This window comes from Vibrio sp. AK197 (genome assembly GCF_053903115.1).
Map to the genome: position 1 here is coordinate 2,799,926 of NZ_CP096430.1, position 25,827 is coordinate 2,825,752.

Here is a 25,827-nt window from a genome sequence, read left to right on the forward strand (position 1 = left end):
CATAAAAAAAGGCCTGACAAAGTCAGACCTTTCAGGTTATCGATTTAAAATCAGTCAATTAACCTTGCGTATCTTGCGCTTCATCCCCATTGTCAATTTTTAGTAATTCTACTTCAAAGACAAGGGTCGAGTTAGCAGGGATGGTTGGCGTATCTTGCTCACCATAGGCCAACTCTGGCGGAATCACAAACTTGAATTTAGAACCAACTGGCATTAATTGAACACCTTCGGTCCAGCCAGGAATCACACGATTAAGAGGGAAAGTGGCAGGCTCACCACGGTCGTATGAGCTGTCAAATTGCGTACCATCGATCAAAGTACCTTTATAGTGAACTTGAACGGTATCGGTTTCTTGTGGTTTTTCACCATCACCTTCCGTCATCACTTGGTACATTAAGCCCGATTCTGTTTTCTCTACGCCATCTTGCTTTTCAAACTCAGCACGGAATTCATCACCCGCTTTTTTGTTTGTCGCCGCTTTCTCTGCGGTTTGCTTTTGCATAGTCTCAGCTACGCGCTTATCTAAGCTTTCAAGCGCCGCTCGAGTTTCTTCTTCACTCAATTCTGGGTTACCAGAGAAAACATGTTCAATGCCTTTTAGCACTAAATCTTTGTTAAGATGGATACCAATCTCACTTGGTTTATCCAGACTGGTGTTTAGATAGTTCGCGAAAGATACACCAATCGCGTACGCGGCTTTTTCATCTTCGTTTTTAAAGTTAACTGCTTTTCCAGTTTCAGCTTGAACCTGTTCGGCAGCAGGCTGAGTGTCCGCTTTTGGCTCTTCTTCTTTCTGACAGCCAACTGCTAACATAACGGTTGCGGCAAGCAGTGACACTTTAAACATTGATTTCATTGAATTCTCCACGTTTTGATGGATTTACTGTTTTGGGGTTGTGCACAAAAATATTCGAAATACTGGTATGCACAAATATGTTGTACCAATATAGCTAATATGTGTTCCTATTGTCGGAAAACCAAGTGGATAGTTAGACTTAATGCGGATAATTTTTCATACAGCCCTACTTTTACTTACCACATTACTGCTCAGTGGTTGCTTCTTTACTTCGCACGAAGTAAAGCGCTGGCCACTTGAGCCGCAAGGTGCAACCAGTTTTGCACTTAGCCGTGATGCACGCTTTGCTCTACTGTATTCGAAACAAAGCCAACTCAGATTATGGGATCTGGAAGAAAGCAAAGAATTAGCCGCACTCGGTGAACATGACGCACAAGGCAGCACCGTATCTCACATTCGAATTTCTGACAATGGTCGCTACGCAGTCACCGCCAGTCAGATGCATTTCGCTGTCTGGGATCTGGCTTGGACCCAATCAAATGGGCTTTGGTCGATCTCCGATGGATTAATCCGTGACGTCGATATTGCCAGCAACGGCGAACAAGTCGTGCTTGGTCTTTCCAATGGCAAAGCCATTTACGTCAATTTAGTCACTGGAAGACGCTTAGAGTTCCTCGCACACCAAGAAAAAGTCAATTCTGTTGCAATTTCACCGAATGGACGCTTCGCGCTTACGGGCGGAAACGACTATCACGCATTTTTGTGGGATACCTCTAGCGGACAAATTCTTCATGATTTTGAACTAGAACAACGTGTTAATCGTGTTGCTCTGCAGCGGGATGGGCTATACGCCTTTACATCAGATGGGGGAAACCAAGCGGTAATATGGGACTTATCGAATGGTGAAAAAATAAGTGAGTTACGCAGCTACTATCGCCAATTGATCTTCTCGAGTGCTCGCTTTTCTGACGATGGCAACCGCTTAATTACTGGCACACCGTCAGGAAGAGTTAGCGTTTGGAATACCGAGAACGGGAAAAAAATTGATCAATTTGAAGCCGAGCCCTTAAAAGATACTCGCCCACCTAGCGCGGTAGTGTATGATGCGGCTTTTGATAAACACCAACGAGTGATTTCCGTAACCTCAGCCGGGATCGCTCAAGCTTGGAAGCTGGAGCCGTAACTATGACTGACAAAACGAACGAGCAGCTAGAACAGCGCATTAACGATTTAGAGTGCCAAATTGCTTTTCAAGAGCAAACCATTGATGCATTGAACGAAGCACTGAGTGAACAACAATTAATGATCACTAAAATGCAAGATCAGATGAAGTATGTGGTCGGTAAAGTAAAAAATATCGATTCATCAAACATGGCGAGTGAAAAAGAAGAAACGCCACCACCCCATTATTGATACCAAGTAGGAGCCCCCTCCTACTTCCACCTGTCATTTCGAAGCAATAACACGCAATCAGCTAAACACCCACGCCATCACCACACCGGCTACCACGAGGCATCCCCCGATACGACGCAGTTGGTTATCAGGTTGAGCACTAAGCTGCGCCACCATTTGCCTCCACCCCTTAGGGGTAATTAACGGCCCAATGCCCTCAGCAATTAAAACTAAACCTAAAGCCAACCATAGCGCGTTTGACATTGTGTGCTCCGATAAATCGTTACAAAAAAGAAAAGCTCCTCAAAGAGGAGCCTTTATATCATGTTACACCGTCAACAATAATCACTTATTGCGCGGGGGCACCCTTTGAGTCTTTCATGTATTTGAAGAACTCGCTGTTTGGATCCAGCACAAGAATGTCACTCTTATCGCTAAACGATTTTTCGTAAGCTTTTAATGAGCGTAAGAAGCCAAAGAATTCAGGCTCTTTGCTGTAAGCATCAGAATAGATTTTCGCTGCGCGAGCATCTGCTTCACCACGCGTGACACGTGCGGTTTTATCCGCTTCAGCGAGAATCGTTGCCACTTCTAGCTCAGCTTGAGCTTTGATGACTTCTGCTTTTTCACGACCTTGCGAGCGGTGCTTACGAGCAACTGACTCACGTTCTGCACGCATACGACGATAAATTGATTCACTAATTTCATCAGGTAGGTTGATTTTCTTCATACGGAAATCGACCACATACACACCGATATCTTTCGCTGCACTTTCGCGAGTATCGTTAAGTACGTTTTCCATGATTTGGTCACGCTGCCCATCCACTTCGAGCGCTTCTTTTGCCGCTTCAGTGGTAACCACTTCAGCATCGGCGCTGTCTGGCAGGATGTCTTGGTTGCGAGGGCCTGAAACAATTTGCTTGATTTCGCGAGAACCGATCTCTGAGCGCAGCACGTCCGTTACTTTACGTTCAAGCAGATTTTCTGCTGTCAACGTGTTACCACCACCTGTTGCCAGATAGTATTGACCGAAATCTTTGATACGCCATTTCACGTAAGAGTCAATGATGACGTCTTTTTTCTCCGACGTGACGAAACGGTCAGAACGACCATCCATCGTTTGGATACGTGCATCGAGCGTTTTCACGCGATCAAACAATGGTAATTTGAAATGCAAACCTGGCTCGTAGATACGAGAAACATTCGTGTCATCTTTCAATACTCGACCAAAGCGAATCACAATGCCTCGTTCACCTTCAGGGATCACGAACAAGCTCATTAGCAAGATCACCAATAGAACAATCAGTAGAGGGATCGTTAACTTACGCATTCTTAGTATCTCCCTTGACGTGAGTCATTGGTGCGAGTTTGAGAGTCTGAACTGGAGTCATCACGTTGTGATTCAAGCTCGATTTGGTCATAGCTCGCAGACGATTTTTGGCTACGTTTCGTCGGGGCACCTTCTTGTCCTGCCAACTTATCAATCGGTAGGTACAGCAAGTTGCCACTGGATTTCGAATCGATCAGCACTTTAGACGATTTTGAATACACTTCTTGCATTGAATCCAAGTACAAACGGTCACGCGTTACTTTTGGTGCAGCTAAGTATTCAGGAAGTAGCTTTTCAAACTGCGCAACTTGACCGAGAGCTTCGTTTACTGTGCGCTCAGTGTAACCTTGTGCTTCTTTCTTCAAGCGTTCAGCACGACCCGTTGCTTTCGGCAAAATTTCGTTTTTGTACGCTTCCGCTTCGCGGATGAAACGCTCTTCATCTTCTCGTGCAGCAATGGCGTCATCAAACGCATCTTTCACTTGCTCTGGCGGACGAGCTGATTGGAAGTTCACATCAACGACGTAAATACCCATGTCGTAGCTGTCGATAATGTCATTTAGCGTCTCTTGAGTGCTTTGACGAATCTGTTGACGACCACTGGTCAAAATGCTGTCCATCAATGAGTCACCCACAACAGCACGTAACGCAGAGTCGGTCGCTTGACGTAAGCTGTCGTCGGCATTCGTTACCACATACAAATATTTGTATGGGTCAGAAACGCGATACTGGACATCCATGCTCACGGTGACGACATTTTCGTCTTTAGTTAGCATAAGACCAGAGGCACGCAGTGAGCGAATCGCTTGTACGTTAACCGGAGTGACTTCATCAATAAATTGAGGCCGCCAGTTCAGACCAGGCTCAACAATACGGTCATATTTGCCTAAACGAAGTACGACGCCTCGCTCGGCTTCGCCAATGGTGTAAAAACCAGCGAAAAACCAGACTGCAATCGCGATGACAGCGATGATACCGAACCCGATAGCGCTACCGCCACCAAATGAAGGTCCTTTACCACCTTTGCCTTTACCACCAAACTTTCCACCCAGCTTCTGACTCAGTTTGTTGAAGACTTCGTCTAAGTCTGGCGGACCTTGATCACGGCCACCTTTATTACCACGATTATTATTACCCCATGGGTCATTGTCGCGGCCATTGTCGCCGTTGTTATTTCCAGGCTCATTCCACGCCATTAGAAAGCTCCATCATTGATATGACGTTATACTGTAGCAGTCATTTAAGTAACTATAAAGTCACGTAAAACTGCCCCTTCTCTTTTTTCAAGTCTAGACCAATCTACCTGCTGCATACGAACATTAATCAGTAAACAGCCCTCTTGGTCATATTCTTCTTGTTGAATACAATTCATTCGAAAGAATATACTGCGAATACGCCCCTGATACTGTGGTGGTATCCGCAAACGGTGATCGACCATCTGACTCGCTAACCGAGCAGTTAACGCTTCAAATAGTAGGTCAATCCCTTCTCCTTCCATGGCTGATACCCAAACCATTCTGGGCATGCCTTCCTCATCATATTCAATACGAGGTTTCTGTCCTTCGAGGTTATCGATCTTGTTCATGACCAACAAAGTTGGAACTTCGTGTGCGTCAATCTCTTCAAGAACATCGTTCACCGCTTGAATATTCTCACGAAAACGGTCATCACTGGCATCAACAACATGTAACAAAATGTCAGCTTCTTGTGTTTCTTGTAAGGTCGCTTTAAACGCGGCGACAAGATCATGAGGTAAATGGCGTATAAAACCAACCGTATCCGCGAGAATCGCTGACCCCACATCAGCAAGCTCAATCTTTCTTAACGTCGGATCCAAGGTTGCAAATAATTGGTCTGCGGCGTATACCCCAGCTTCCGTAATACGGTTAAACAAGGTTGATTTACCCGCATTGGTATAACCAACAAGTGAAATAGTAGGAATTTCAGCACGATGACGAGCACGGCGCCCTTGTTCACGTTGCTTAGCGACTTTTTCAAGACGTCGCAGAATCGCTTTAATACGGTCACGCAATAAACGTCGGTCAGTTTCTAACTGTGTTTCCCCTGGTCCGCGTAGACCGATACCACCTTTTTGTCGTTCAAGGTGAGTCCAGCCTCGGATTAAGCGAGTTGAGATATGGCGTAGCTGCGCAAGTTCAACTTGCAGCTTACCTTCGTGAGTTCGTGCTCTTTGCGCAAAAATATCCAGAATCAGACCTGTGCGATCTAATACGCGACATTTGCAAAGAGTTTCGAGATTTCGCTCTTGGGCAGGAGAAAGGGCGTGATTAAAAATCACAATATCAGCGCCATTTAATTGCACCGCTTGGGCAATCTCCTGGGCTTTACCCTCTCCGACATAATATTTAGGGTGTGGAGATTGACGACTACCAGTAACGACTTGTAGCGTCGATACTCCAGCGGAGGAGACCAGCATTTCAAACTCGCTTAAGTCTTCCCACTCACCCTCTTGCGTGAAGTTGATATGAACAAGTACGGCTCGCTCACCGGCTTCATAACGGTCAAACAAGCAATCAACTCCTTAGTGTATTGCCGATAGAAATGTTCAGAGGATTACTCTTCTGATTTCTCTGGACGATCAGATTGTTGAGGACGATCGTTACTGTGATGGCTCACTGGACGAGCCGGAACCACAGTCGAAATCGCATGTTTATAAACCATTTGATTGACTGTGTTTTTCAATAGAATAACGAACTGGTCAAAAGATTCGATCTGGCCTTGTAACTTAATACCATTAACAAGGTAGATAGACACTGGAATACGTTCACGACGTAGTGCATTTAAGAACGGGTCTTGTAAAGATTGCCCCTTAGCCATTTTATTTTCCTTATTTGTAATTTTGTTTTAGTTAGTTAGCTAGCGGTGCACTGCAAAAGTAAGTGCCTTTGCATCAGAGCTAAACGAATAAAAAACACCCTACCGCTTCTTGTTATGACGGCTTTACACCAAAATATCAAGTCACAGTTCCTTGACAGGGCAAATTCACGCAAAAGCGATCACATTATACACAGCTATAACCCTCTGATGCTAATGCATTTGAAACGGTTTCTAGTGCTTGATCAATGTGTTCGCTATCCAACCAAGTTAAATTATCCCAGCTGCGCAACCAGGTAATTTGTCGCTTGGCCAATTGACGAGTTGCACAGATTCCGCGAAAAATCGCGTCATCAAGCGTGCAGTTCCCATCCAAGTAGTCCCACATCTGCCGATAACCGACACATCGAATTGATGGAAGATCAGAGTGAAGATCATCTCGGGCGTACAATCGTTTCATCTCTTGCTCAAAACCCATCTCGATCATTTTGTCGAATCGCAGTTCGATACGGCGATGGAGCTCAGCCCTTTCCTTGGGAGCGATCGCAAACTGTTTCACTCTAAACGGAAGATCTTCACCTTTGGTTTGAGTTAGCTCTGTTAGAGTTTTACCTGAAATTCGATAAACTTCCAATGCCCGCGATAAACGCTGCGGATCATTTGGGTGAATTCTTGCCGCTGAAACAGGGTCGATCACTTTTAACTGATCGTGCAGTACCTCCCAGCCATTAGTCAATGATTCTTCTTCAATTTGTTTACGAATTTCGGCATTGGCAGCAGGAAGTGGCGACAATCCTTCTAGTAGAGCCTTGTAATACAACATAGTTCCGCCCACCAGCAAAGGAATTTTTCCTTGAGAAACAATGTCGTTCATCTCATTAATTGCGTCTCGGCGAAAATCCGCGGCGGAATAAGCTTCACTGGGATCTAAAATATCGATCAAACGATGAGGCGCCAGAGCTTGCTCGGTCGCATCGGGTTTGGCCGTGCCAATGTCCATTCCCCGATAAATCAAAGCAGAATCGACAGAAATGATCTCTACCGGGTATTTCTGGCGGAGGCGAATAGCCAGATCAGTTTTGCCGGATGCGGTCGGCCCCATCAAAAACAGGGCTAAAGGTAATGGTTTATTCATAACGGTTTAATGCTGCGATCGTCGCTGTAAAATCGATGGGACGAACCAAAGCGTGATCGTCCAAAGGTAATGCTCCCTGCCAAACTTGTTCCGCTTCAGCCACAAGTTGAATGGCGTCTGATAAAGTGTAGTCGCTTTTGTATTTGACCACTTGATTGGCCAGCCAATCGGCTAAAATAGAAACGGTGGTCTCCTCAGCTTTCTGCACCTGTTGTAAATAAACCAGCATGTCAGGGATTAAGACTTGTAAATTGTGTTGTCTGAGCGGCTGCGGTACCCCCATGACCATCACGGCGTGCTGCCCACGAGCCTTTAGCTCAATCCCAAATTGCGCCAATAAGTTCTCCTGTTGCTGGGCAACCTCAATCAGCGCGTGATCAAGCTTCAATCCCAGTGGTACCAACAAAGGTTGGCTTTTTAAAGGTTGATCGTGAAGCTGTAATTGCCCTCGAGTGCGGTACCACTCTGCTCGGAGCAGCGAGACTAACACACACCCTTGCTTATCTGCCATCATCAAATATTGCGAGTCGACGACACAAATCGCTTTGCCCAACGTTTCAACGGGAACAGTGAATTGGGTACTTGGAGCCGTGAATGCTCTTTCTTCAAGCGTCACCGGTGTATTGGGTTTTGATATCCTCTGAGTTTCAGATGTAGGCACTTCCGCGGTTTCGGGCGTTTCGAGTAACGCTTGATATGCTTTTAATTCTGCCGAAGTTGGCGAACCCTCGACATGACGAGCTTTACCATAGCCACCACTTTTTCCACCGGAATTCGCATTTTTAGTGGCTGGTTGCCAAGGTTGTGACTGTTCTTGAACTTGGTAGCTACCGTCGTGTTGCCGAGTCGATTTGCTTGGATAAGCAGGAGTTTGCTCAACAGCTTGATAAACGTGCTCTGGCACGCTCGGTGAAACGACGTCTTCGGGTGTTGGCTCTGTATCGACCGCGGGCTGATCACTATATGCTGCCGATTGAGGATGGTGAAAAGCAGAAGCAGTATGAGCCACTTTATCAATGTGTTCACCTTGCGCCAAAGCATCACTCAAGGCTTGGTAGATAAAATCATGCACCAAGCGACCTTGATGGAAACGAACTTCATGCTTCGCTGGGTGAACATTTACATCAACTTGATGGGGATCGACATCAATATACAATACATAGGCAGCATATTGATCGGCTTTTAGGCTGGCCTCATAACTCTGTCGAATCGCATGATTAATCAATTTGTCACGCATCATTCGACCATTAACGTAACAGTACTGAAGATCGTTTTGCGCACGAGCGCCTTGAGGCGTGGTTATCCAACCATGCAGTGTCAGCCCTTGATGCTCTAACTCGATATTGAGCATATGGCGAACAAACGGTGCACCACATACCGCTGCAATACGTTTTTCTCGCTGCATCTGATTTTGTGCTGCGCGATATTGACGCACTACTTTACCGTTATGTTTGAGCTGAATCGTCACATCAAATCGACTTAAGGCGATGCGTTTAATTAACTCATCAATATGCGTAAACTCTGTCTTTTCGGTACGCAGAAACTTACGGCGGGCGGGGGTATTGAAAAATAAATCGAGCACTTCGATGGACGTACCAATCGGATGGGCAGCGGGTTGAAGCTTCACCTCCATTTCGCGCCCTTCAGCATGCGCAGACCAAGCTTGCTCTTGTGTCGCCGTTCTAGAAGTCAGTGTCAGCCTTGAAACTGCGCTGATACTCGCCAATGCCTCCCCTCGAAACCCTAAACTCATGATCGCTTCCAGATCATCGAGGCTATGAATCTTAGAGGTGGCATGTCGGCTTAAGGCTAAACCCAGCTGATCTTTTTCGATCCCTTTACCGTTATCTCGAACACGAATCAGTTTGGCGCCACCTTTATCAATATCGATATCAATACGGGTTGATCCAGCATCAAGACTGTTTTCCACCAACTCTTTCACCACAGAGGCCGGTCTTTCTACCACCTCTCCAGCAGCAATTTGGTTGGCAAGACGCGCTGGCAGGATTTTAATAGTCATGGCTCGATTTAACTCCGTTTAGAACGCGGGCGACTTCAACGACAAATCGCCCGACTTAACCATAAATCGGGCGATTGTTGATAGATAATTGGGGATAACTCTTCGTTCTTCAACGGTCAGTTATTGGGAATAATCAGTTCTTGCCCTATGGCCAAACTATCTGAACGCAGTTTATTTGCACTGCGCAGACTACTCACCGAGACCCCATATTGACTGGCTATCTTACCTAAAAACTCCCCACGCTTCACGGTATGTTTTCTCACCGGACGATCTTTCATGCTCACCGTGATTTTCAGTTTTTGGCCAAGTTTCAGGGTGTCAGACCTTAAATTATTCTCTCGCTTAATACTGGATACTGACACTTTGTATTTATTGGCAATAAGGCCTAGATACTCGCCTCGTTGAACAGCATGCGTAATTACACGTGTTTCAACAGGGTTATTGATAACAGGCACCGGAATATCTTTTGAGCCCCCCGCCGGAATCGTTAACTGTTGACCAATACGCAATGATGAACTTGAGAGATTATTGGCGCTCATTATCGCTTTCATAGACACGCCATAGCGCTGAGCAAGGCGAGATAACGATTCGCCACTGCTGACTTTATGTTTAATCGCTTTACCACGATTGGCAAACAGCGTTCCTTCTGGTGGATTTTCTTCAAAATACTGTACAACGGCTTTTGTCAGAGCGCGCGCCAGTTTGTCTTGGTGGCTACGCTGAAACAATAAACGCTCTTCCGTTGGGTTAGAAATGAACCCCGTCTCTACGAGTACCGAGGGAATATCTGGCGACTTTAGTACCGCCAAACTGGCATTCACTGGTTTTTTCTTATGCAAATACGCCACTTTCCCCATTTCACCGAGAATCTTGGTGGCCACTTTATAACCTTCTTTTTGCGAATGGCTAAATTGTAGATCCAGCAGCGTTTGACTGATGTTTTTATCGCTGTTGTTTTTAGCCAAGACTTCACCCGCACCGCCCAACAGCTGAGATTGCTGCTCATGATTTTCTACCCAGCGACCAATCTCGGTATTCGCACGGCGAGTATTAAGAACAAACACTGACGCTCCACGAGGTTTAGGAGACGAAAAGGCATCCGCATGAATCGACACTAACAAGTGGGCTTTATTCTTACGCGCAATTTCAGAACGTTTATTAAGATTGACGTAGTAGTCTCCACCGCGAGTAAGGACCGCTTTCATACCAGGGACCGCATCAATTTGCGCGGCTATCTTTTTCGCAATGGCTAACGTTGCCCGTTTTTCGTATTTACGCGTTGGGCCGATCGAACCAGGATCTTCACCGCCATGGCCAGCATCAATGGCAACTACAATATCCGCATTGCCATGCAGAGAAGATGCGTCTCGACTGACTTGCGTGCTGCTCGATGACGAGGAGGTAGCAGAACTATCACTACTTTGCGTTCCGTGGGATAAATCAATCACCAAACGATGCCCGTACTGGCCGCCAGGTGTGGGCGCGAGAGTAAACAAATTGGCAGAAACACGCTTGGAGAGTTCAAACACTAAGCGATAAGTGCCCTTCTCTGGTGGTGAGCTTTTGCGTACTTTTTTTAATACCGGACTGTCAGTAACAGAAACAGGTAGCTTAGTTGCCAAGGAAGTGTCTTTAAGATCGACCACCAAACGGTCAGGACCTGTCAGGCTGAAATAACTGTATGTTGCCTGCTGTTTTAAATCGATCACTACTCGGGTTTCATCTGGCGAAGGCCAAACACGAATCCCTTCTAACGCGTTTGCCCAAACCAGTTTGGGCAACAAAACAAGCGTTAATAAGCAGGAAAAAAAAGCGGCTTTAAACGACAAAGGACTTTTTAACATAGTTCCAATTTACTTAATAAGGTCGATCCATATTCGCTGTTTGCAGTGAACTCAGCAATGCGTTGTTCTCCCTGATAACGTAATACCAGATCCAGATCCGCTTGAGGAAGAAGCCCTTGGCCTTTCTCTGGCCATTCAACAAGACAGATCGCATCCGCAGAGAAATAATCTCGAATACCCATGAATTCGAGTTCTTCAGGATCTGCAAGGCGATAAAGATCAAAGTGGTAGACTTGCCATTGGTCTAGTTGATAAGGCTCAACCAAGGTGTAAGTTGGGCTTTTAACATTACCGTTATGGCCAAGAGCGCGAATAAAGCCACGACTGAATGTCGTTTTTCCTGCACCGAGATCACCGTGGAGATAGATCGTGGTTTGCTCAGAGCAACATTGAGCCAATGCGCTCCCTAAGGCAACGGTGGCATGTTCATCGATTAAGGAAAAAGTTTTCGTGCTCATGAATGCATTCTCTAAAGAGTCTGAGTGACTATATAAAAATCAAAAGAATACGAATAGTAAACTGGGATCGATTTGAGAGACAAGATCTCTTCTGTAAGTAATTAGAAAATAATTGCTAAGATCTTGCTCCCAAAGTTAGAGACAAACTAGATCGTAACGCTAAGATCCGTTAAGATCCGCCCCCCATTTTAACCGATAAGCCCTCATGGATTATTCACAACTTGCCACGCAAATCAAAGCTTGGGCTGCAGAGCTTGGCTTTCAAAAAGTTGGAATTTGTGACATCGACTTATCCGAGCACGAAGCAGAGCTACAAAAGTGGCTGGATGCTGGCTATCACGGTGAAATGGATTGGATGGCTCGACATGGCATGATGCGAGCACGTCCAGCAGAGTTACTGCCCGGAACATTACGCGTAATCAGTGTCAGGATGGATTACCTACCGCAAGATGCTTTGTTTGCCGCCGACTTGAGCAATCGGCGCCATGCATACATCAGCCGCTACGCGCTCGGTCGGGATTATCACAAACTGCTGCGTAACCAATTGAAAAAATTAGGACAGAAGATCGAGCAACAAGTCGGTCAATTAGGCTACCGACCTTTTGTCGATTCGGCGCCAATCTTAGAACGCCCGCTTGCTGAAAAGGCAGGACTAGGTTGGACAGGCAAGCATTCGCTGATACTCGATAAAGAGGCTGGTTCATGGTTTTTCCTTGGCGAACTTCTGGTCGATATTCCTCTTCCGATTGATGAACCACAAAGCAATCAATGCGGAAAATGTCAGGCCTGTATTACGTCATGCCCAACCAATGCGATTGTTGAAGATGGCGTTGTGGATGCAAGACGCTGCATCTCCTATCTCACCATAGAATATGATGGGGTGATAGCGGAAGAATTTCGTCGAGCAATTGGTAACCGAATATATGGCTGTGATGATTGCCAACTCGTGTGCCCATGGAACCGATTTGCGCCTCTCAGCGAACAAGATGATTTTCAGCGTAGAGAAATATTGAAAAATCCCGATCTTGTGTCACTCTTTCTATGGAGTGAAGAACAATTTCTCAACAATATGCAGGGATCGGCAATTCGCCGCATAGGGCATATACAATGGCTTAGAAACATCGCGATTGCATTAGGTAACGCAGATTACTCAAGTGATATCGTTGATGTATTGCAACGTCGGAAAGGGATAAACGACATGTTAGACATTCACATTCAGTGGGCGTTAGAACAACAATTCAATCAAATACCCATTCAAGGGACCATCGATACCAAACAGCAGCGTTTGATTCGTATCGTGCAAAAAGGTCTGCCTAGAGATGCATAATACTTGCCTGATTTACCTTTACAGAGTTTGATTTAGCTCTAAAAAACACAATGTGGAAAAAGTCAAATTTACACAGCGTTTTCGTCTGTGTATTGAGAGTTAATCACACTAACTTCCAATGACAAAGATCAAAGAATGATAAGGTAATGATCTTCAAAACACGAAGAAACAAGTCATCCCAAGACGGAAAAAGCCTTATATTACAGTTAATTACTGTAAACTCTTTAAAAAGAGGAAACCCGTTTTAATAAAAAGATCTTAAATATTAAACGCTTATACAGAGGTCAATTTCAGGTTACTCACCAACTTATCCACAAAACACAACCTGTGGATAACTCTGTTGACTAAATACACAAACCTCGACTCAACCAATCTGGTCAGTCAAGCAGTATTTTCTATGCTTTAGGCATGAATTTAGAGTAGAAAAATCATCTCGTGACGATTTCTTATTTGGGGGTTAATGCTTCTCAGCATTATTAAAAGAGCGGTCATCAAACAATGATGAAACTTTGGCAGGGAAGTGTCATAACAACCCCGAGATAGATACCTCACTCATCGTGAATATCCATCGAATTTGAACTACGTTATCAGAATTTTTTCCAACATTGTAGTGTTTGTCCGTAAAGACACAAAACAGCTTCCAATCTTTTTCACACTGTTATCATCATGAGCTAACTCACGATAAAAAAGATAAAGGGGATAATGAATAAGATGTATATGCTATTTAAAGTTGGTTGCGGGGGCCGGATTTGAACCGACGACCTTCGGGTTATGAGCCCGACGAGCTACCAGGCTGCTCCACCCCGCGTCCGTATCATCATTCAAAGCATGATGAGCACTTGAACCTTTCGAAAAAGGTAATTTGGAGCGACACACGAGGTTCCCGTTCTCTTCGTAAAGAGGCGTGACCCCAACCTGAGCAAGGTTGCGCTCTAATGAGCGGTGACGCTATACCTTCCAAAGAAGGAAATTGGAGCGACACACGAGGTTCGAACTCGTGACCTCAACCTTGGCAAGGTTGCGCTCTACCAACTGAGCTAGTGTCGCATATTACAAGAAACTGCGTTCTCATAATTAAATTTGGTTGCGGGGGCCGGATTTGAACCGACGACCTTCGGGTTATGAGCCCGACGAGCTACCAGGCTGCTCCACCCCGCGTCCGTATCATCATTCAAAGCATGATGAGCGCTTGAACCTTTCGAAAAAGGCAATTTGAAGCGACACACGAGGTTCCCGATCTCTTCGTAAAGAGGCGTGACCTCAACCTTAGCAAGGTTGCGCTCTAATGAGCGGTGACGCTATACCTTCCAAAGAAGGAAATTGGAGCGACACACGAGGTTCGAACTCGTGACCTCAACCTTGGCAAGGTTGCGCTCTACCAACTGAGCTAGTGTCGCATATTACAAGAACTGCATTCTTATAATTAAATTTGGTTGCGGGGGCCGGATTTGAACCGACGACCTTCGGGTTATGAGCCCGACGAGCTACCAGGCTGCTCCACCCCGCGTCCGTATCATCATTCAAAGCATGATGAGCGCTTGAACCTTCCTAAGAAGGAAATTTGGAGCGACACACGAGGTTCGAACTCGTGACCTCAACCTTGGCAAGGTTGCGCTCTACCAACTGAGCTAGTGTCGCCTTACAACGTTTACGTCGTTTAGGGCTGCGAATTATAAGAGCATTTTTTTGTGATGCAAGTCCTTATTGAAAAAAATCTGTTTTTTTTTTCTTAACTGATGAAAAACCCAGCAAAATGTTAGCTTTTGGTTAGTTTTCATCCTGATAACGCAGCCCTGTGCTTAGATAGTAAAAATGGTTTGACGGTAATACTGCAACTCCGCAATAGACTCACGGATATCGTCTAGCGCGAGGTGGCTGCCTTTTTTACTGAAGCCATCAAGCACTTCTGGTTTCCAACGGCGCGTCAACTCTTTTAAGGTGCTCACATCGATGTAGCGGTAATGGAAATAGCTTTCAAGCTTGGGCATATGTTTGTAGAGAAAACGGCGGTCTTGGCCAATACTGTTTCCACAAATCGGCGAAACGCCAGCAGGTACCCATTGTTTCAAAAACTCAATGGTTTGTTCAATCGCTTGCTGCTCATCAACCGTACTTGCTTTTACACGCTCCACTAAACCACTGTTGGTGTGGGTTGTCGTGCACCAATCATCCATCTTTTGTAACTCAGATTCATTTTGATGAATCGCTAATACAGGGCCTTCTGCCAAGATATTTAGCTGTGCATCAGTAACAATCGTGGCGATTTCGATGATTTTATGCGTTTCAGGATCGAGCCCTGTCATTTCCAAATCGATCCAAATTAAGTTTTGATCGCTAAAGGACATACATCATTGCCTATTTGTTTAGTCGTAAAAAAGGTACTATACCCAAATTCAAATACCCAAGATAGTTTTGGCCAATAAAGCGTTCCACGCTTTTATTGGACTGACAGCAGAAAACAGAAAGTAGAGTGTTGTGGCAAAGAAGAAAAAGCTAACCAAGAGTCAAGTTAGACGAGTTCGAAATAATCAACATCGAAAACTCAAGCAAGAAAAAAATGACCAATGGGACGAAAACTCGTTAGGCCCGCAAAAAAGTGGTTTGGTGATTACGCGCTTTGGTCAACATGCTGATATCGAAGACCTGCAGACCAAAGAGGTTCATCGTTGTAACTTACGCCGAGGCGTTGAGAGCTTGGTCTCTGGCGATCTCGTTATGTGGCGTGCTGGCGCAGAAACCATGGATGGCATTTCAGGTGTAGTCGAAGCGGTGGAGCCTCGTCGCTCTATCCTAACTCGCCCTGACTATTACGATGGCTTAAAACCAGTAGCAGCCAATGTTGATCAGATGGTCATCGTCTCTTCGGTGTTGCCTGAGCTATCACTCAATATCATCGATCGCTATTTAATTGCCTCTGAAACTCTGAAAATTGCGCCTCTGTTGGTTCTTAACAAAGTCGACTTGCTTGACGTTCAGCAACGCGAACAATACCAACAATGGCTCAATGAATACCAAAAAATCGGATACAAGGTGCTACTGGTCAGTAAAGAGTCCGGCGAAGGTATCGCTGCTCTTGAAGCCGAGCTCGGTGGGCGTGTCAATATCTTCGTCGGCCAGTCAGGGGTAGGAAAATCGAGTCTCGTCAATGCATTAATGCCTGGCCTTGATGTAGAAGAAGGGGATGTTTCTGAAACCTCTGGGCTTGGTCAACACACCACGACGGCGGCGCGGTTATATCACATTCCATCAGGGGGCGACCTCATCGATTCGCCCGGAGTCCGCGAATTCGGTCTATGGCATTTGGAAGCGGAAGAAATCACTCAAGCGTTTGTGGAATTTCGACCGTATCTCGGTGGATGTAAGTTCCGTGACTGTAAACACTTAGATGATCCCGGTTGTATTCTCCGTGAAGCGGTTGAAAAAGGGGAAATTAGCGATCTTCGTTATCAAAATTATCATCGCATTATCGAAAGTATGTCGGAGAACAAGGCGAATCGTCAGTTCTCACGTAGCAAGAAAGCTGACTTGTAACCAAGTTAGCGATTTAAGTATATGAATGCTGACTTTCATTTATGATTTGATTAGTATCGCACGCCCTAAATGACATTGAACTTTGATTGAAATTGGAATCACATCCTATGGATAAATTGAAAGTTAGACTCCAGTACTGGATACCACAACACGGTTTGACTCGTGTGATGGGCAAATTAGCTTCAGCCAAAGCTGGCAGTCTGACCACCGCGGTCATTCGTTGGTTTATTAAACACTACAAGGTCAATATGGATGAAGCGTTACATCCAGACCCTACGCACTACAAAAGTTTTAACCAATTTTTTGTCCGAGAACTAAAACCCGGTGTTCGTCCTATTGCAGATGGTGACGAAGTCATCACCCATCCTGCAGACGCATGTGTGAGCCAATTTGGCCCTATTGATGATGGCCAACTTATTCAGGCAAAGGGGCACCGCTATTCAGCGTTAGAACTATTGGGTGGCGATGAAGCGCTTGCTCAAGAATTCGATCAAGGGGCGTTTGCGACGCTTTACTTGTCTCCACGTGACTATCACCGTGTGCACATGCCTTGTGATGGAACCTTGCGTCAAATGATTTACGTGCCGGGTGATCTATTTTCGGTTAATCCGTTAACGGCCGAGAATGTACCAAACCTGTTTGCGCGCAATGAACGCGTCGTGTGCATCTTCGATACCGAGTTTGGCCCTATGGCTCAAGTCCTCGTCGGCGCAACGATCGTGGGTAGTATTGAACTCGTTTGGGCGGGCACCGTCACTCCACCACGTGGAAACACGGTTTATCGCTGGGATTATCCCGCGCAAGGCGATAAATCTGTCGTGCTGAAAAAAGGTGAGGAAATGGGGCGCTTTAAACTAGGCTCAACCGTTATCAACCTGTTTGCTAAGGATCGTATCCGCTTTGATGATTCAATGCTTCATGAAGTCCCAACCGTGATGGGCAGCGCTTACGCCCATAAACAATAATTAAAGTGCTGCATTCACTTCTCTAAGCCTCAGGAAACTGAGGCTTTTTTATTATCAATAAATTTACCAGCTCATTGGTTTAACAGTTTGTTTTTGATAAAAACTCGGGCATATTATTCGCCTATTTTCACCGCATATTGATAGGTAATTTATGGGCTACGAATGGCTCGCTTTGGCAGCAGCATTTCTTTGGGCTATTGCGGGCCTAATGTCCGTTATTCCCGCTCAGCACCTTGGGACCTTTGCCTATAGCCGCTGGCGTATGGGTTGTACATCGCTCATGCTCTCATGTATGGCCTTATTCACTGGCGGATGGTGGAGCCTTGAATGGACGACGCTATCGGCAATGATGCTCTCCGGTCTGGTTGGTATTTTTATTGGCGACACCGCGCTCTTTGCGTGTTTAAACCGAATGGGGCCTCGTCAATCTGGGTTGCTTTTTTCTTGTCACGCGGTCTTTTCTGCTGTGATTGGTTATTTCCTGTTTAGTGAAACCATGACCAATATGGAACTACTTGGTTCCGCATTGGTATTTACTGGTGTTTTGACAGCGATCTTTTTTGGGCGACGCAAACAAACGACACCGAGTCTGGATGACATTAAGGGGAATATTTGGCTGGGCATTGGGTTAGGAATTCTCGCTGCGCTGTGTCAGGCCATGGGCGGAATTATTGCGAAACCCGTGATGCAGACCGACATCGACCCCGTGGCCGCTTCTGCCATTCGTATGATTTCTGCCTTCATCGCTCATTCTGTGCTGTGGTTGTTTGGCGCAAAAGTCGCGAAGGCACGTAAAGCGATGACTTCTCGCATTTTTATTATTACTGCCGTCAACGCGTTTTTAGCCATGGCTTTGGGCATGACGCTCATTCTTTACGCTTTACGTGAAGGAAATGTGGGAATGGTCGCCTTACTCTCTTCGACGACACCCATTATGCTACTGCCGATATTATGGATTTACACGAAACAACGCCCGAACCGTTTTGCATGGATTGGCGCGGTTGTCGCAGTCATTGGGACTGGAATTTTAGTGCAATAATCGATGAAGGCACCAAGATAGCTTAAAGGTGTCTAATAACTGCTATCTATGAGCATGATAGTCATTTTCATCTTTCAATTTGTTACGAGTTCGCTGAAAATAGACTCAATAGAAATGCATTGTGGCGAGATGAAGTCGATACGAAAAACGGTCAAAATTGAAAGAGAGCAACACGCCATCACAAACAATATTTGATCTTAACCTACAGTTTTGGTTAAAAAGTGTAGTAAAGTTACGCTAGTTTTGTATTGAGGTCATCAAGACCCACAGTTACTAATATTTGACGAGGTCATAACTATGTCTGCTAAGAAGCCAATCGCTCTAGTGATTCTTGACGGCTACGGTCACCGAGAAGATTCCGCAAGCAATGCCATTGCTAACGCTAAAACTCCGGTTATGGATAGCCTATTAAGCAGCCGCCCTAACACCCTTATCTCAGCCTCTGGGTTGGATGTGGGTCTACCTGATGGTCAGATGGGTAACTCAGAAGTTGGCCACACCAACATCGGTGCAGGTCGTGTTGTTTATCAAGATCTTACCCGTATCACCAAATCCATCGCGGATGGAGAGTTCGCATCAACTCCAGCTCTAGTTGACGCTATTGATAAAGCCGTTGCGGATAACAAAGCCGTTCATATCATGGGCTTGATGTCTCCAGGTGGTGTTCACTCTCACGAAGATCATATCTACGCAGCAGTGGAAATGGCGGCAGCACGTGGCGCTGAAAAGATCTACCTACACTGTTTCCTTGATGGTCGTGATACACCACCACGCAGTGCAGAAAATTCATTAAAACGTTTTGATGCGCTATTTGCGAAACTTGGTAAAGGTCGCATCGCATCATTGGTTGGTCGCTACTATGCTATGGACCGTGATAACAACTGGGATCGCGTTCAATTTGCCTATGACTTATTGACTCAAGCAAAAGGCGAATACACCTTTGACTCTGCTGTAGCAGGCCTTGAAGCCGCTTATGGTCGAGAAGAAAACGATGAGTTTGTTAAAGCCACTGTCATCAAAGCTGACGGCCAAGAAGATGCGGCGATGCAAGATGGCGATGCGGTTATCTTTATGAACTACCGTGCGGACCGTGCTCGTCAAATCACTCGTACTTTTGTACCTGACTTTGATGGATTTGAGCGTGAAGTATTCCCTGCAGTCAACTTCGTTATGCTGACTCAGTATGCAGCGGATATTCCTCTAACAACCGCTTTCCCACCAGCCTCGCTAGAAAACACATACGGTGAATGGCTATCGAAGAAAGGTCAAACTCAGCTACGTATTTCAGAAACAGAAAAATACGCGCACGTCACTTTCTTCTTTAATGGTGGCGTTGAAAACGAGTTTGATGGTGAAGAACGTCAACTGGTGGCATCACCAAAAGTCGCGACCTATGATCTTCAACCTGAGATGAGCTCTACCGAACTGACCGATAAACTGGTTTCTGCGATCAAATCAGGTAACTACGACACCATCATTTGTAACTACCCGAACGCTGACATGGTTGGCCACACAGGGGTTTACGAAGCAGCAGAAAAAGCAATTGAGGCATTGGATCAATGTTTAGGTCGCGTCATTGAAGCCATCGAAGAAGTGGACGGTCAGTTACTGATCACTGCTGACCACGGTAATGCTGAAATGATGGTAGACCCAGAAACTGGTGGCACTCACACGGCACATACTAACTTGCCTGTACCATTAGTTTATGTAGGCAGTAAAGACGTTGAACTTGTGTCTGGAGGTAAACTCTCTGATTTGGCACCAACGATGTTGTCACTGTCAGGTTTGGACATTCCACAAGAAATGACTGGTCAAGTCCTGGTAAAATAAGGCTCTGACACTGTAGAAAAAGCCCAGCATTCTCGCTGGGCTTTTTGTTTCTCAAACCAAGGTCACAGCTAAGTTTTTACATTCCTCTTTCTTCTTATAAAAATCTTTGGGTATACTGAGTGCCCAGCAATACTAAGGAAAAGCAAGGAATGACAGCCACTTCGGTCTCTTTTCAACACACCAACCGTCTCTCCACTCTGTTATTGACCGCGGTTTGTTCAATGTCATTCTTTAGCATGAATAGTGGTGCCGCTTCCCAAGCAGAGCTCAAAGGCGTCTCTGGTGAAATCAGTCGCCAACAAAAATCCTTAAGCCAACAAAAACAGCAGCTTGATAGCTTACAAAAACAACTCAAGCAACAAGAGCTTGGAATCAGTAATGTCGAAAAAGAGATTCGTCAAACTCGTAGTGCCTTGGCTAAGACGGAAGACAATATCAAGCAACTCGAAGCCAACGTCACCGAACTCGAACAGCAACAAACCCAGCAAAGCAAACAACTCGAAGAACTACTCAAAACCTATTATGTAACCAAACGAGCCAAAGCCACCTCAAACCTTCTCAATAACGATGCAGAAGCGGATCGTATCAGCCAGTACTTTCAATACCTTGCAAAACAGCGAGCCAACGTTATCAAAGAGTTGGAACAGACAGTCACCAAGTTGGATGACAATCGCCGCCAACTTGATTTACAGAAGCAGCAAACGACTGCGCTGCTGGAAAAGCAAACTCGTAAGCGTGATCAATTAGCCAAGGGACAATCTGAGCGGCAAAGCACCGTCAGCAAAATTAAGAAAAGCATTTCTGGTGATCAAGTTTACCTCTCCGAACTACGTCGCAACGAAACTCGTCTCAAAGCAGAAATTGCCAAAGCCGCCAAGCGTAATAATGTCCCTATGGATGGCCTCGCCCGCCATAAAGGAAAACTGCCATGGCCAGTAAAAGGACGCATTTTACATCGTTATGGTTCAGCTCAAACCGGCCAACTAAATTGGAAAGGCCTGGTTATCGATGCGAACTACGGTGAAGCCGTCAAAGCCGTCTATTCTGGCCGAGTGGTATTTGCCGATTACCTGCGCGGATATGGTTTAGTGGTTCTGCTTGACCATGGTAAGGGGGATATGACGTTGTATGGGTTTAACCAAAGCCTACTCAAAAAAGAGGGTGATAAGGTCAAAGCCGGTGACACGATTGCGCGCGCAGGCAATACCGGTGGACAAAGCCAAGCCTCACTGTATTTTGAAATTCGCCGAAACAGCGTAACCCAAAACCCAACATCTTGGCTTCGTCGCTAGATAACTAAGCGTAGTAGTTGGCTACGCGCTGAATAAACTCATCTAACTGCGACTTAGGCAAAGCATTAATGCCCGCCGCGGCTTCTCGTCCGCCCCCCGTCGTAAACTCGCTACACAGTGCGCCAGCACCTTGCTTGTTCGTCAACGGTGCACGCAATGACACTGTATAAGTATCATCGGCATTATCAGTAACCACCGCATGTGCGCTCTCAGGATGTTGGTTGGCCAGTAAATTCCCATACACGCCGCTAATTCGTCGTGACGCTTTACTATTCGGTAAACAGAAAACGCTCAGCGCCGCATTTTGGAAATATGGCTGACATGCGAGCGCTTGATTCAAATCGTCTTCGTACGCTTGTTTAAGCGTGGAGTAAGGGGACTTTGGGTCCTTGATGACATCAAATGGTGAGGCGTAGACTAAAAGCGCTTGATAAAGCTCTGCAGGATGATAGTGAAGGTCATCCAGTTGTTCACCATACCCGTTGTAATTAATCAGTGTTCCTAACGCTTTGAGCTGCTCACATTGTATTTCGGTTAAACCAGCCTGCATTGCCAGTTGGTCAGCACGGGCGATCATGTTATCCCCATACGCCGCCGTAATTGCCCATAAATGATATTCTCCATGCAGGTAACGGTCGATAATCAGCGCCGTACATGCATTCGCATCGAGATCGATATGGGCTTCAAGCTGCGCATGTTGAGGAATCTCTCCCGCTTGATGATGATCGGCGTAAAACACCGATGCGCCAGACTCAAGAACATTGCGCAACGCGTCAGCGTTCTTAGCCATGGAGATATCCAAAACCGTCACACTGTCTTGAGCCGTCGCCTCAACTTGCTTGAGTAACTGAATATCTCGTTTAACACCAGTAATAAGCTTGGTATTTTTGGGAGACTTAAGACGCAGCTGAAGAAGCGCAATGATGCCATCAGCATCGCCATTAAACACGTCATAATGCATTACGGTTTGACCTTAAAAGAAAAAAGCAGACTTCACTTTACTGATAAGTCTGCTTGGTAGGAAATGAGGTTTGGTTATATCTAAGCGTGAATCGCTTTTACACCATCGGCTAACAGGTCAAGTTGGTCCACGCCTTGCTCAGTCGCTTTCGGTTTAAGTACCGAAATCATTTGTAACATGCCGCGATGAATGACCTCTTCAGTGATATCCGTTTTTAACGACATAGCGGATTGATAGCCTAACCAACTCGATGCCATCATATGCAAGGTCGTCGTAAGGCTTAGCATCTCATCATCTTCAAGTTCAAGGAGTTCTAGGCGAACGAATTCGCGCATGATATTTTTCAAATTGCCCTGCAACTTATCTTGGACTTGAATGTATTCTTCATGCAACTGTTCATCACGCTGAAGAATTTCCGGTAAATTGGCGTAAAAGAAGCGATATTTCCACATCAAAGTAAAAATAGAATCGAGATAATGCTTAAGTAAAACCAAGCTTTCACTTTGTTCGTGTATCGGAGTAAACCGCTCTAATAACTCACCAGAATAGAGCGCAAAAATCTCACGGACAATTTCTTGCTTGTTTCGAAAGTGGTAGTAAAGGTTCCCAGGGCTAATTTCGATATGAGCCGCTATATGGTTGGTGGTGATATTTCGTTCGCCTTTTTGATTAAAAAGCTCCAATGCAGCGGAAACGATTTTATCGCGCGTTTTCATTTAGTAGCCAAGCCTATTTATTGAATAACAAAAGTATAATGTGGACCCTGTGAATAACAAAAGGCGCTCTCAGATGAAAGCGCCTTTTGGGTCAAAAATGCATTATTTGTGATATGGCTTAGAGAGTTGGTGTACCGCATCAACAAAAACACCCGCGTTTTCCGGCGGCACATCGAGATGAATACCATGACCCAAGTTAAATACATGGCCAGTATTGTCATGCCCGTAACCCTCTAAAATACTCGCAACTTCTTCGCGAATACGCTCTGGTGACGCATAGAGCATTGATGGGTCCATGTTCCCTTGCAGTGCAACCTTATCACCAATACGAGCTTTAGCCTCAGCGATATTGATCGTCCAATCTAACCCCACCCCATCGCAACCTGTCGCGGCAATTTTTTCTAGCCACATACCGCCATTCTTAGTAAACAGCGTAACAGGAACACGGCGTCCGTCATTCTCACGAATTAACCCATCGACGATTTTATGCATGTACTGTAGGGAGAATAAGTTGTAATCACGAGGTGTAAGAACACCACCCCAAGTATCAAAAACCATCACCGACTGGGCTCCGGCTTTAATCTGGGCATTGAGATATTCAATGACGCTATCCGCCAATTTATCAAGCAGTGCATGCAGTGTCTGAGGCTCGGCGTACATCATTTTTTTGATTTTAGTGAACGCCTTGGAACTTCCCCCCTCAACCATGTAGGTAGCGAGAGTCCAAGGGCTGCCAGAGAAACCAATCAGTGGAACTTCACCTTGCAAATCTTTACGAATTTGGCGCACCGCATTCATCACATATTGCAACTCACCTTCTGGGTCAGGTAAACCAATCTTATCGACATCAGCTTTGCAGGTAATAGGACGTTGAAACTTTGGGCCTTCTCCTGCTTCAAAATACAAACCTAACCCCATCGCATCTGGAATGGTCAGGATATCGGAAAATAGAATCGCAGCATCTAAAGGAAAGCGACGTAATGGCTGAAGAGTCACCTCTGATGCGAGTTCAGCATTACGGCATAGAGACATAAAATCCCCTGCTTGAGCGCGAGTCTCACGATATTCAGGTAGATAACGCCCCGCTTGACGCATCATCCATACTGGCGTGCAATCGACAGGCTGCTTTAGCAGTGCACGAAGATAACGGTCATTTTTTAATTCACTCATTACGATTCTCAACTCTTTTTTACGTCTTTGTCTGGACTGTATCCTAACATCGTTTTGATCGCAAAAAGCGAGCCGTTTGCAATCTGGATCATGTTATTAACTTTTAAATCAATGCGTCATTTGCAACCAGTCGGTAACGGTGTTAAAAATTTGATCGCTAGCGAAAATTACAATTACAAACACTGAGTAGTCACTACTCAGGATCTCATAACGACATCTTACTTACCCCCTCCCTCTCGGAGGGTTTTTTTTAATTTTCCGTTTCTGAACGAATCTGTGCCACCGTATGTTCGATAAGTTCTCTCGCGATGGTCCCCTTCGGTGCTAATTCTGGTAATTCATCCGGAGAATACCAGCGAGCATCACTGAGCTCAGTGTAATCAGGCTTCACCGTTCCACTCTCATAATCCGCCAAATAAGCCATCATCATACTGGATGGAAACGCCCAGGGCTGGCTACCATAGTAACGAATATTGGTCACTGTAATTCCGGTTTCTTCCATAACTTCACGAGCGACACATTGCTCGAGTGTTTCTCCAATCTCGACGAAACCCGCAATAACGGTATACATACCAGTTTTATGCCGTGGATGCTGAGCCAACAGAATTTGTCCTTGTTTACGCACTGCTACAATGATGCAAGGAAAAATCCTCGGATAATGTAGCGTTCGGCAGTCGTTACACTGCATTGCCAATTGATTATGGTTGAGATGATTGCGCCCACCGCATTGAGGGCAAAAACGTTCACTTTGAATCATATGACCAAATTGCACCGCTCGGCTTAAAAGCAGAAACTCTTGCTCAGTGAATTCAAGGCAGTCACGTAGCGATACCATATTCCGCGGAGTCAACGCTGAATCAGAGGTAAGTGATTCATCGACCCAAAGTACAGGCGCCCCTTTATGCTCCCCAATCTGTACAGCATGCTCTAACGGCAGTTGAAAGCTCTCCGAACTCCCATACGGTATAACACCATCGTCTAACCAAATTGTACTTCCTGACACAACACACCAGTAACTTAGCGTCTGATGGTTAAGGTGTTTGTTGTTTAACATTCCAGATCCTCGTCGCTTGAAGTTCACCCATTTTACTGGCAATCTAAATTCACGCCAGAGTTTGTAGTTTATGATTTTTATGACTATAAATTCTAGTAAGGACAAGAGTTTGTATCTCTATATTTCGCTTTA

23 protein-coding genes and 6 tRNA genes are annotated in these 25,827 nt (G+C 45.5%); 8 read left to right on the plus strand and 21 right to left on the minus strand.

The window, feature by feature from the left end; genetic code table 11:
• Nucleotides 1–58: 58 nt before the first annotated feature.
• Nucleotides 59–856 (minus strand): FKBP-type peptidyl-prolyl cis-trans isomerase, encoded by a 798-nt coding sequence (gene fkpA, locus M1D72_RS20115; RefSeq protein ID WP_456296311.1) that lies wholly within the window; start codon nucleotides 854–856, stop codon nucleotides 59–61.
• 142 nt (nucleotides 857–998) lie between these two features.
• On the opposite strand from fkpA, the gene M1D72_RS20120 reads away from it, so the two are divergent.
• Together M1D72_RS20120 and M1D72_RS20125 are read left to right on the plus strand one after the other, a co-directional pair.
• The gene (locus M1D72_RS20120; protein ID WP_390197776.1) at nucleotides 999–1,979 is read left to right on the plus strand and encodes a WD40 repeat domain-containing protein; all 981 of its coding nucleotides are present in this window, start codon (nucleotides 999–1,001) and stop codon (nucleotides 1,977–1,979) included.
• 2 nt (nucleotides 1,980–1,981) lie between these two features.
• Entirely contained in the window at nucleotides 1,982–2,209 is a 228-nt protein-coding gene (locus M1D72_RS20125) for a SlyX family protein (protein ID WP_390197773.1), read from the plus strand.
• A 57-nt stretch (nucleotides 2,210–2,266) separates the two neighbouring features.
• Here the strand turns inward: M1D72_RS20125 and M1D72_RS20130 are convergent, their stop codons facing one another.
• The 9 genes from M1D72_RS20130 to tsaE all read right to left on the minus strand — a co-directional run bounded on the left by M1D72_RS20130 (nucleotide 2,267) and on the right by tsaE (nucleotide 11,810).
• Complete coding sequence (locus M1D72_RS20130; RefSeq protein WP_390197771.1) at nucleotides 2,267–2,452, minus strand: DUF2065 domain-containing protein; 186 nt, start codon at nucleotides 2,450–2,452, stop codon at nucleotides 2,267–2,269.
• Between the two features lie 85 nt (nucleotides 2,453–2,537).
• Nucleotides 2,538–3,518: a protease modulator HflC gene (gene hflC, locus M1D72_RS20135; RefSeq protein ID WP_390197768.1), complete on the minus strand. Its 981-nt coding sequence runs from the start codon at nucleotides 3,516–3,518 to the stop codon at nucleotides 2,538–2,540.
• Nucleotides 3,519–3,520: 2 nt separating this feature from the next.
• Nucleotides 3,521–4,714 carry an FtsH protease activity modulator HflK gene (hflK, locus tag M1D72_RS20140; protein WP_390197765.1) on the minus strand — a complete coding sequence of 398 codons (1,194 nt, stop codon included), beginning with the start codon at nucleotides 4,712–4,714 and terminating at the stop codon, nucleotides 3,521–3,523.
• A 44-nt stretch (nucleotides 4,715–4,758) separates the two neighbouring features.
• Nucleotides 4,759–6,048: a ribosome rescue GTPase HflX gene (gene hflX / locus M1D72_RS20145; RefSeq protein WP_390197761.1), complete on the minus strand. Its 1,290-nt coding sequence runs from the start codon at nucleotides 6,046–6,048 to the stop codon at nucleotides 4,759–4,761.
• Nucleotides 6,049–6,092: 44 nt separating this feature from the next.
• Nucleotides 6,093–6,356, minus strand: coding sequence for an RNA chaperone Hfq (gene hfq / locus M1D72_RS20150; RefSeq protein ID WP_390197758.1), 264 nt, complete (start codon nucleotides 6,354–6,356; stop codon nucleotides 6,093–6,095).
• Between the two features lie 184 nt (nucleotides 6,357–6,540).
• Nucleotides 6,541–7,488 carry a tRNA (adenosine(37)-N6)-dimethylallyltransferase MiaA gene (gene miaA / locus M1D72_RS20155; RefSeq protein WP_456296312.1) on the minus strand — a complete coding sequence of 316 codons (948 nt, stop codon included), beginning with the start codon at nucleotides 7,486–7,488 and terminating at the stop codon, nucleotides 6,541–6,543.
• Nucleotides 7,481–9,508: a DNA mismatch repair endonuclease MutL gene (mutL, locus tag M1D72_RS20160; protein ID WP_456296313.1), complete on the minus strand. Its 2,028-nt coding sequence runs from the start codon at nucleotides 9,506–9,508 to the stop codon at nucleotides 7,481–7,483. The genes miaA and mutL overlap by 8 nt, the downstream gene beginning before the upstream one ends.
• Nucleotides 9,509–9,624: 116 nt before the next feature.
• A complete protein-coding gene (locus M1D72_RS20165) occupies nucleotides 9,625–11,352 on the minus strand; it encodes a LysM peptidoglycan-binding domain-containing protein (RefSeq protein WP_390197748.1) in 1,728 nt (575 codons plus the stop codon).
• Entirely contained in the window at nucleotides 11,346–11,810 is a 465-nt protein-coding gene (gene tsaE / locus M1D72_RS20170; RefSeq protein ID WP_390197744.1) for a tRNA (adenosine(37)-N6)-threonylcarbamoyltransferase complex ATPase subunit type 1 TsaE, read from the minus strand. The genes M1D72_RS20165 and tsaE overlap by 7 nt, the downstream gene beginning before the upstream one ends.
• A gap of 205 nt (nucleotides 11,811–12,015) precedes the next feature.
• On the opposite strand from tsaE, the gene queG reads away from it, so the two are divergent.
• Nucleotides 12,016–13,137: a tRNA epoxyqueuosine(34) reductase QueG gene (gene queG / locus M1D72_RS20175; protein WP_390197740.1), complete on the plus strand. Its 1,122-nt coding sequence runs from the start codon at nucleotides 12,016–12,018 to the stop codon at nucleotides 13,135–13,137.
• Nucleotides 13,138–13,868: 731 nt separating this feature from the next.
• On the opposite strand, the gene M1D72_RS20180 is transcribed toward queG, so the two are convergent.
• The 7 genes from M1D72_RS20180 to orn all read right to left on the minus strand — a co-directional run bounded on the left by M1D72_RS20180 (nucleotide 13,869) and on the right by orn (nucleotide 15,482).
• Nucleotides 13,869–13,945: transfer RNA gene (locus M1D72_RS20180), tRNA-Met, on the minus strand.
• A gap of 163 nt (nucleotides 13,946–14,108) precedes the next feature.
• Nucleotides 14,109–14,184 (minus strand) — tRNA-Gly (locus M1D72_RS20185).
• A gap of 34 nt (nucleotides 14,185–14,218) precedes the next feature.
• Nucleotides 14,219–14,295 (minus strand) — tRNA-Met (locus tag M1D72_RS20190).
• Nucleotides 14,296–14,458: 163 nt separating this feature from the next.
• Nucleotides 14,459–14,534, minus strand: a tRNA-Gly gene (locus M1D72_RS20195).
• A 33-nt stretch (nucleotides 14,535–14,567) separates the two neighbouring features.
• A tRNA-Met gene (locus tag M1D72_RS20200) sits at nucleotides 14,568–14,644 on the minus strand.
• 55 nt (nucleotides 14,645–14,699) lie between these two features.
• Nucleotides 14,700–14,775 (minus strand) — tRNA-Gly (locus M1D72_RS20205).
• Between the two features lie 161 nt (nucleotides 14,776–14,936).
• Nucleotides 14,937–15,482: an oligoribonuclease gene (gene orn / locus M1D72_RS20210; RefSeq protein ID WP_456296314.1), complete on the minus strand. Its 546-nt coding sequence runs from the start codon at nucleotides 15,480–15,482 to the stop codon at nucleotides 14,937–14,939.
• A 130-nt stretch (nucleotides 15,483–15,612) separates the two neighbouring features.
• Here orn and rsgA point away from each other — a divergent pair, with 130 nt between their 5' ends.
• The 5 genes from rsgA (at nucleotide 15,613) to M1D72_RS20235 (ending at nucleotide 21,794) form a co-directional block, all read left to right on the plus strand.
• Nucleotides 15,613–16,668: a small ribosomal subunit biogenesis GTPase RsgA gene (gene rsgA / locus M1D72_RS20215; RefSeq protein WP_456296315.1), complete on the plus strand. Its 1,056-nt coding sequence runs from the start codon at nucleotides 15,613–15,615 to the stop codon at nucleotides 16,666–16,668.
• Between the two features lie 107 nt (nucleotides 16,669–16,775).
• The gene (gene asd / locus M1D72_RS20220; RefSeq protein ID WP_390197730.1) at nucleotides 16,776–17,633 is read left to right on the plus strand and encodes an archaetidylserine decarboxylase; all 858 of its coding nucleotides are present in this window, start codon (nucleotides 16,776–16,778) and stop codon (nucleotides 17,631–17,633) included.
• Nucleotides 17,634–17,784: 151 nt separating this feature from the next.
• Nucleotides 17,785–18,672, plus strand: coding sequence for a DMT family transporter (locus M1D72_RS20225; protein ID WP_390197727.1), 888 nt, complete (start codon nucleotides 17,785–17,787; stop codon nucleotides 18,670–18,672).
• A gap of 297 nt (nucleotides 18,673–18,969) precedes the next feature.
• Complete coding sequence (gene gpmM / locus M1D72_RS20230) at nucleotides 18,970–20,502, plus strand: 2,3-bisphosphoglycerate-independent phosphoglycerate mutase (protein ID WP_456296316.1); 1,533 nt, start codon at nucleotides 18,970–18,972, stop codon at nucleotides 20,500–20,502.
• Nucleotides 20,503–20,651: 149 nt separating this feature from the next.
• The gene (locus M1D72_RS20235) at nucleotides 20,652–21,794 is read left to right on the plus strand and encodes a murein hydrolase activator EnvC family protein (protein WP_456296317.1); all 1,143 of its coding nucleotides are present in this window, start codon (nucleotides 20,652–20,654) and stop codon (nucleotides 21,792–21,794) included.
• A gap of 4 nt (nucleotides 21,795–21,798) precedes the next feature.
• Here the strand turns inward: M1D72_RS20235 and M1D72_RS20240 are convergent, their stop codons facing one another.
• From M1D72_RS20240 to nudC, 4 genes are all read right to left on the minus strand, one after another.
• The gene (locus M1D72_RS20240) at nucleotides 21,799–22,755 is read right to left on the minus strand and encodes a DHH family phosphoesterase (RefSeq protein WP_456296318.1); all 957 of its coding nucleotides are present in this window, start codon (nucleotides 22,753–22,755) and stop codon (nucleotides 21,799–21,801) included.
• A gap of 80 nt (nucleotides 22,756–22,835) precedes the next feature.
• On the minus strand, nucleotides 22,836–23,471 hold the full coding sequence (locus tag M1D72_RS20245; protein ID WP_456296319.1) for a TetR/AcrR family transcriptional regulator: 636 nt from the start codon (nucleotides 23,469–23,471) through the stop codon (nucleotides 22,836–22,838).
• A 102-nt stretch (nucleotides 23,472–23,573) separates the two neighbouring features.
• Nucleotides 23,574–24,641 (minus strand): uroporphyrinogen decarboxylase, encoded by a 1,068-nt coding sequence (gene hemE, locus M1D72_RS20250; RefSeq protein WP_456296320.1) that lies wholly within the window; start codon nucleotides 24,639–24,641, stop codon nucleotides 23,574–23,576.
• Nucleotides 24,642–24,891: 250 nt separating this feature from the next.
• On the minus strand, nucleotides 24,892–25,695 hold the full coding sequence (gene nudC / locus M1D72_RS20255; RefSeq protein ID WP_456296321.1) for an NAD(+) diphosphatase: 804 nt from the start codon (nucleotides 25,693–25,695) through the stop codon (nucleotides 24,892–24,894).
• Nucleotides 25,696–25,827: the final 132 nt, after the last annotated feature.

Coding starts and splice junctions, on each gene's coding strand:
- fkpA (WP_456296311.1), bottom strand. CDS start 856: ATGAAATCAATGTTTAAAGTGTCACTGCTTGCCGCAACCGTTATGTTA.
- M1D72_RS20120 (WP_390197776.1), top strand. CDS start 999: ATGCGGATAATTTTTCATACAGCCCTACTTTTACTTACCACATTACTG.
- M1D72_RS20125 (WP_390197773.1), top strand. CDS start 1,982: ATGACTGACAAAACGAACGAGCAGCTAGAACAGCGCATTAACGATTTA.
- M1D72_RS20130 (WP_390197771.1), bottom strand. CDS start 2,452: ATGTCAAACGCGCTATGGTTGGCTTTAGGTTTAGTTTTAATTGCTGAG.
- hflC (WP_390197768.1), bottom strand. CDS start 3,518: ATGCGTAAGTTAACGATCCCTCTACTGATTGTTCTATTGGTGATCTTG.
- hflK (WP_390197765.1), bottom strand. CDS start 4,714: ATGGCGTGGAATGAGCCTGGAAATAACAACGGCGACAATGGCCGCGAC.
- hfq (WP_390197758.1), bottom strand. CDS start 6,356: ATGGCTAAGGGGCAATCTTTACAAGACCCGTTCTTAAATGCACTACGT.
- miaA (WP_456296312.1), bottom strand. CDS start 7,488: ATGAATAAACCATTACCTTTAGCCCTGTTTTTGATGGGGCCGACCGCA.
- mutL (WP_456296313.1), bottom strand. CDS start 9,508: ATGACTATTAAAATCCTGCCAGCGCGTCTTGCCAACCAAATTGCTGCT.
- M1D72_RS20165 (WP_390197748.1), bottom strand. CDS start 11,352: ATGTTAAAAAGTCCTTTGTCGTTTAAAGCCGCTTTTTTTTCCTGCTTA.
- tsaE (WP_390197744.1), bottom strand. CDS start 11,810: ATGAGCACGAAAACTTTTTCCTTAATCGATGAACATGCCACCGTTGCC.
- queG (WP_390197740.1), top strand. CDS start 12,016: ATGGATTATTCACAACTTGCCACGCAAATCAAAGCTTGGGCTGCAGAG.
- orn (WP_456296314.1), bottom strand. CDS start 15,482: ATGTCCTTTAGCGATCAAAACTTAATTTGGATCGATTTGGAAATGACA.
- asd (WP_390197730.1), top strand. CDS start 16,776: ATGGATAAATTGAAAGTTAGACTCCAGTACTGGATACCACAACACGGT.
- M1D72_RS20225 (WP_390197727.1), top strand. CDS start 17,785: ATGGGCTACGAATGGCTCGCTTTGGCAGCAGCATTTCTTTGGGCTATT.
- gpmM (WP_456296316.1), top strand. CDS start 18,970: ATGTCTGCTAAGAAGCCAATCGCTCTAGTGATTCTTGACGGCTACGGT.
- M1D72_RS20235 (WP_456296317.1), top strand. CDS start 20,652: ATGACAGCCACTTCGGTCTCTTTTCAACACACCAACCGTCTCTCCACT.
- M1D72_RS20240 (WP_456296318.1), bottom strand. CDS start 22,755: ATGCATTATGACGTGTTTAATGGCGATGCTGATGGCATCATTGCGCTT.
- M1D72_RS20245 (WP_456296319.1), bottom strand. CDS start 23,471: ATGAAAACGCGCGATAAAATCGTTTCCGCTGCATTGGAGCTTTTTAAT.
- hemE (WP_456296320.1), bottom strand. CDS start 24,641: ATGAGTGAATTAAAAAATGACCGTTATCTTCGTGCACTGCTAAAGCAG.
- nudC (WP_456296321.1), bottom strand. CDS start 25,695: ATGTTAAACAACAAACACCTTAACCATCAGACGCTAAGTTACTGGTGT.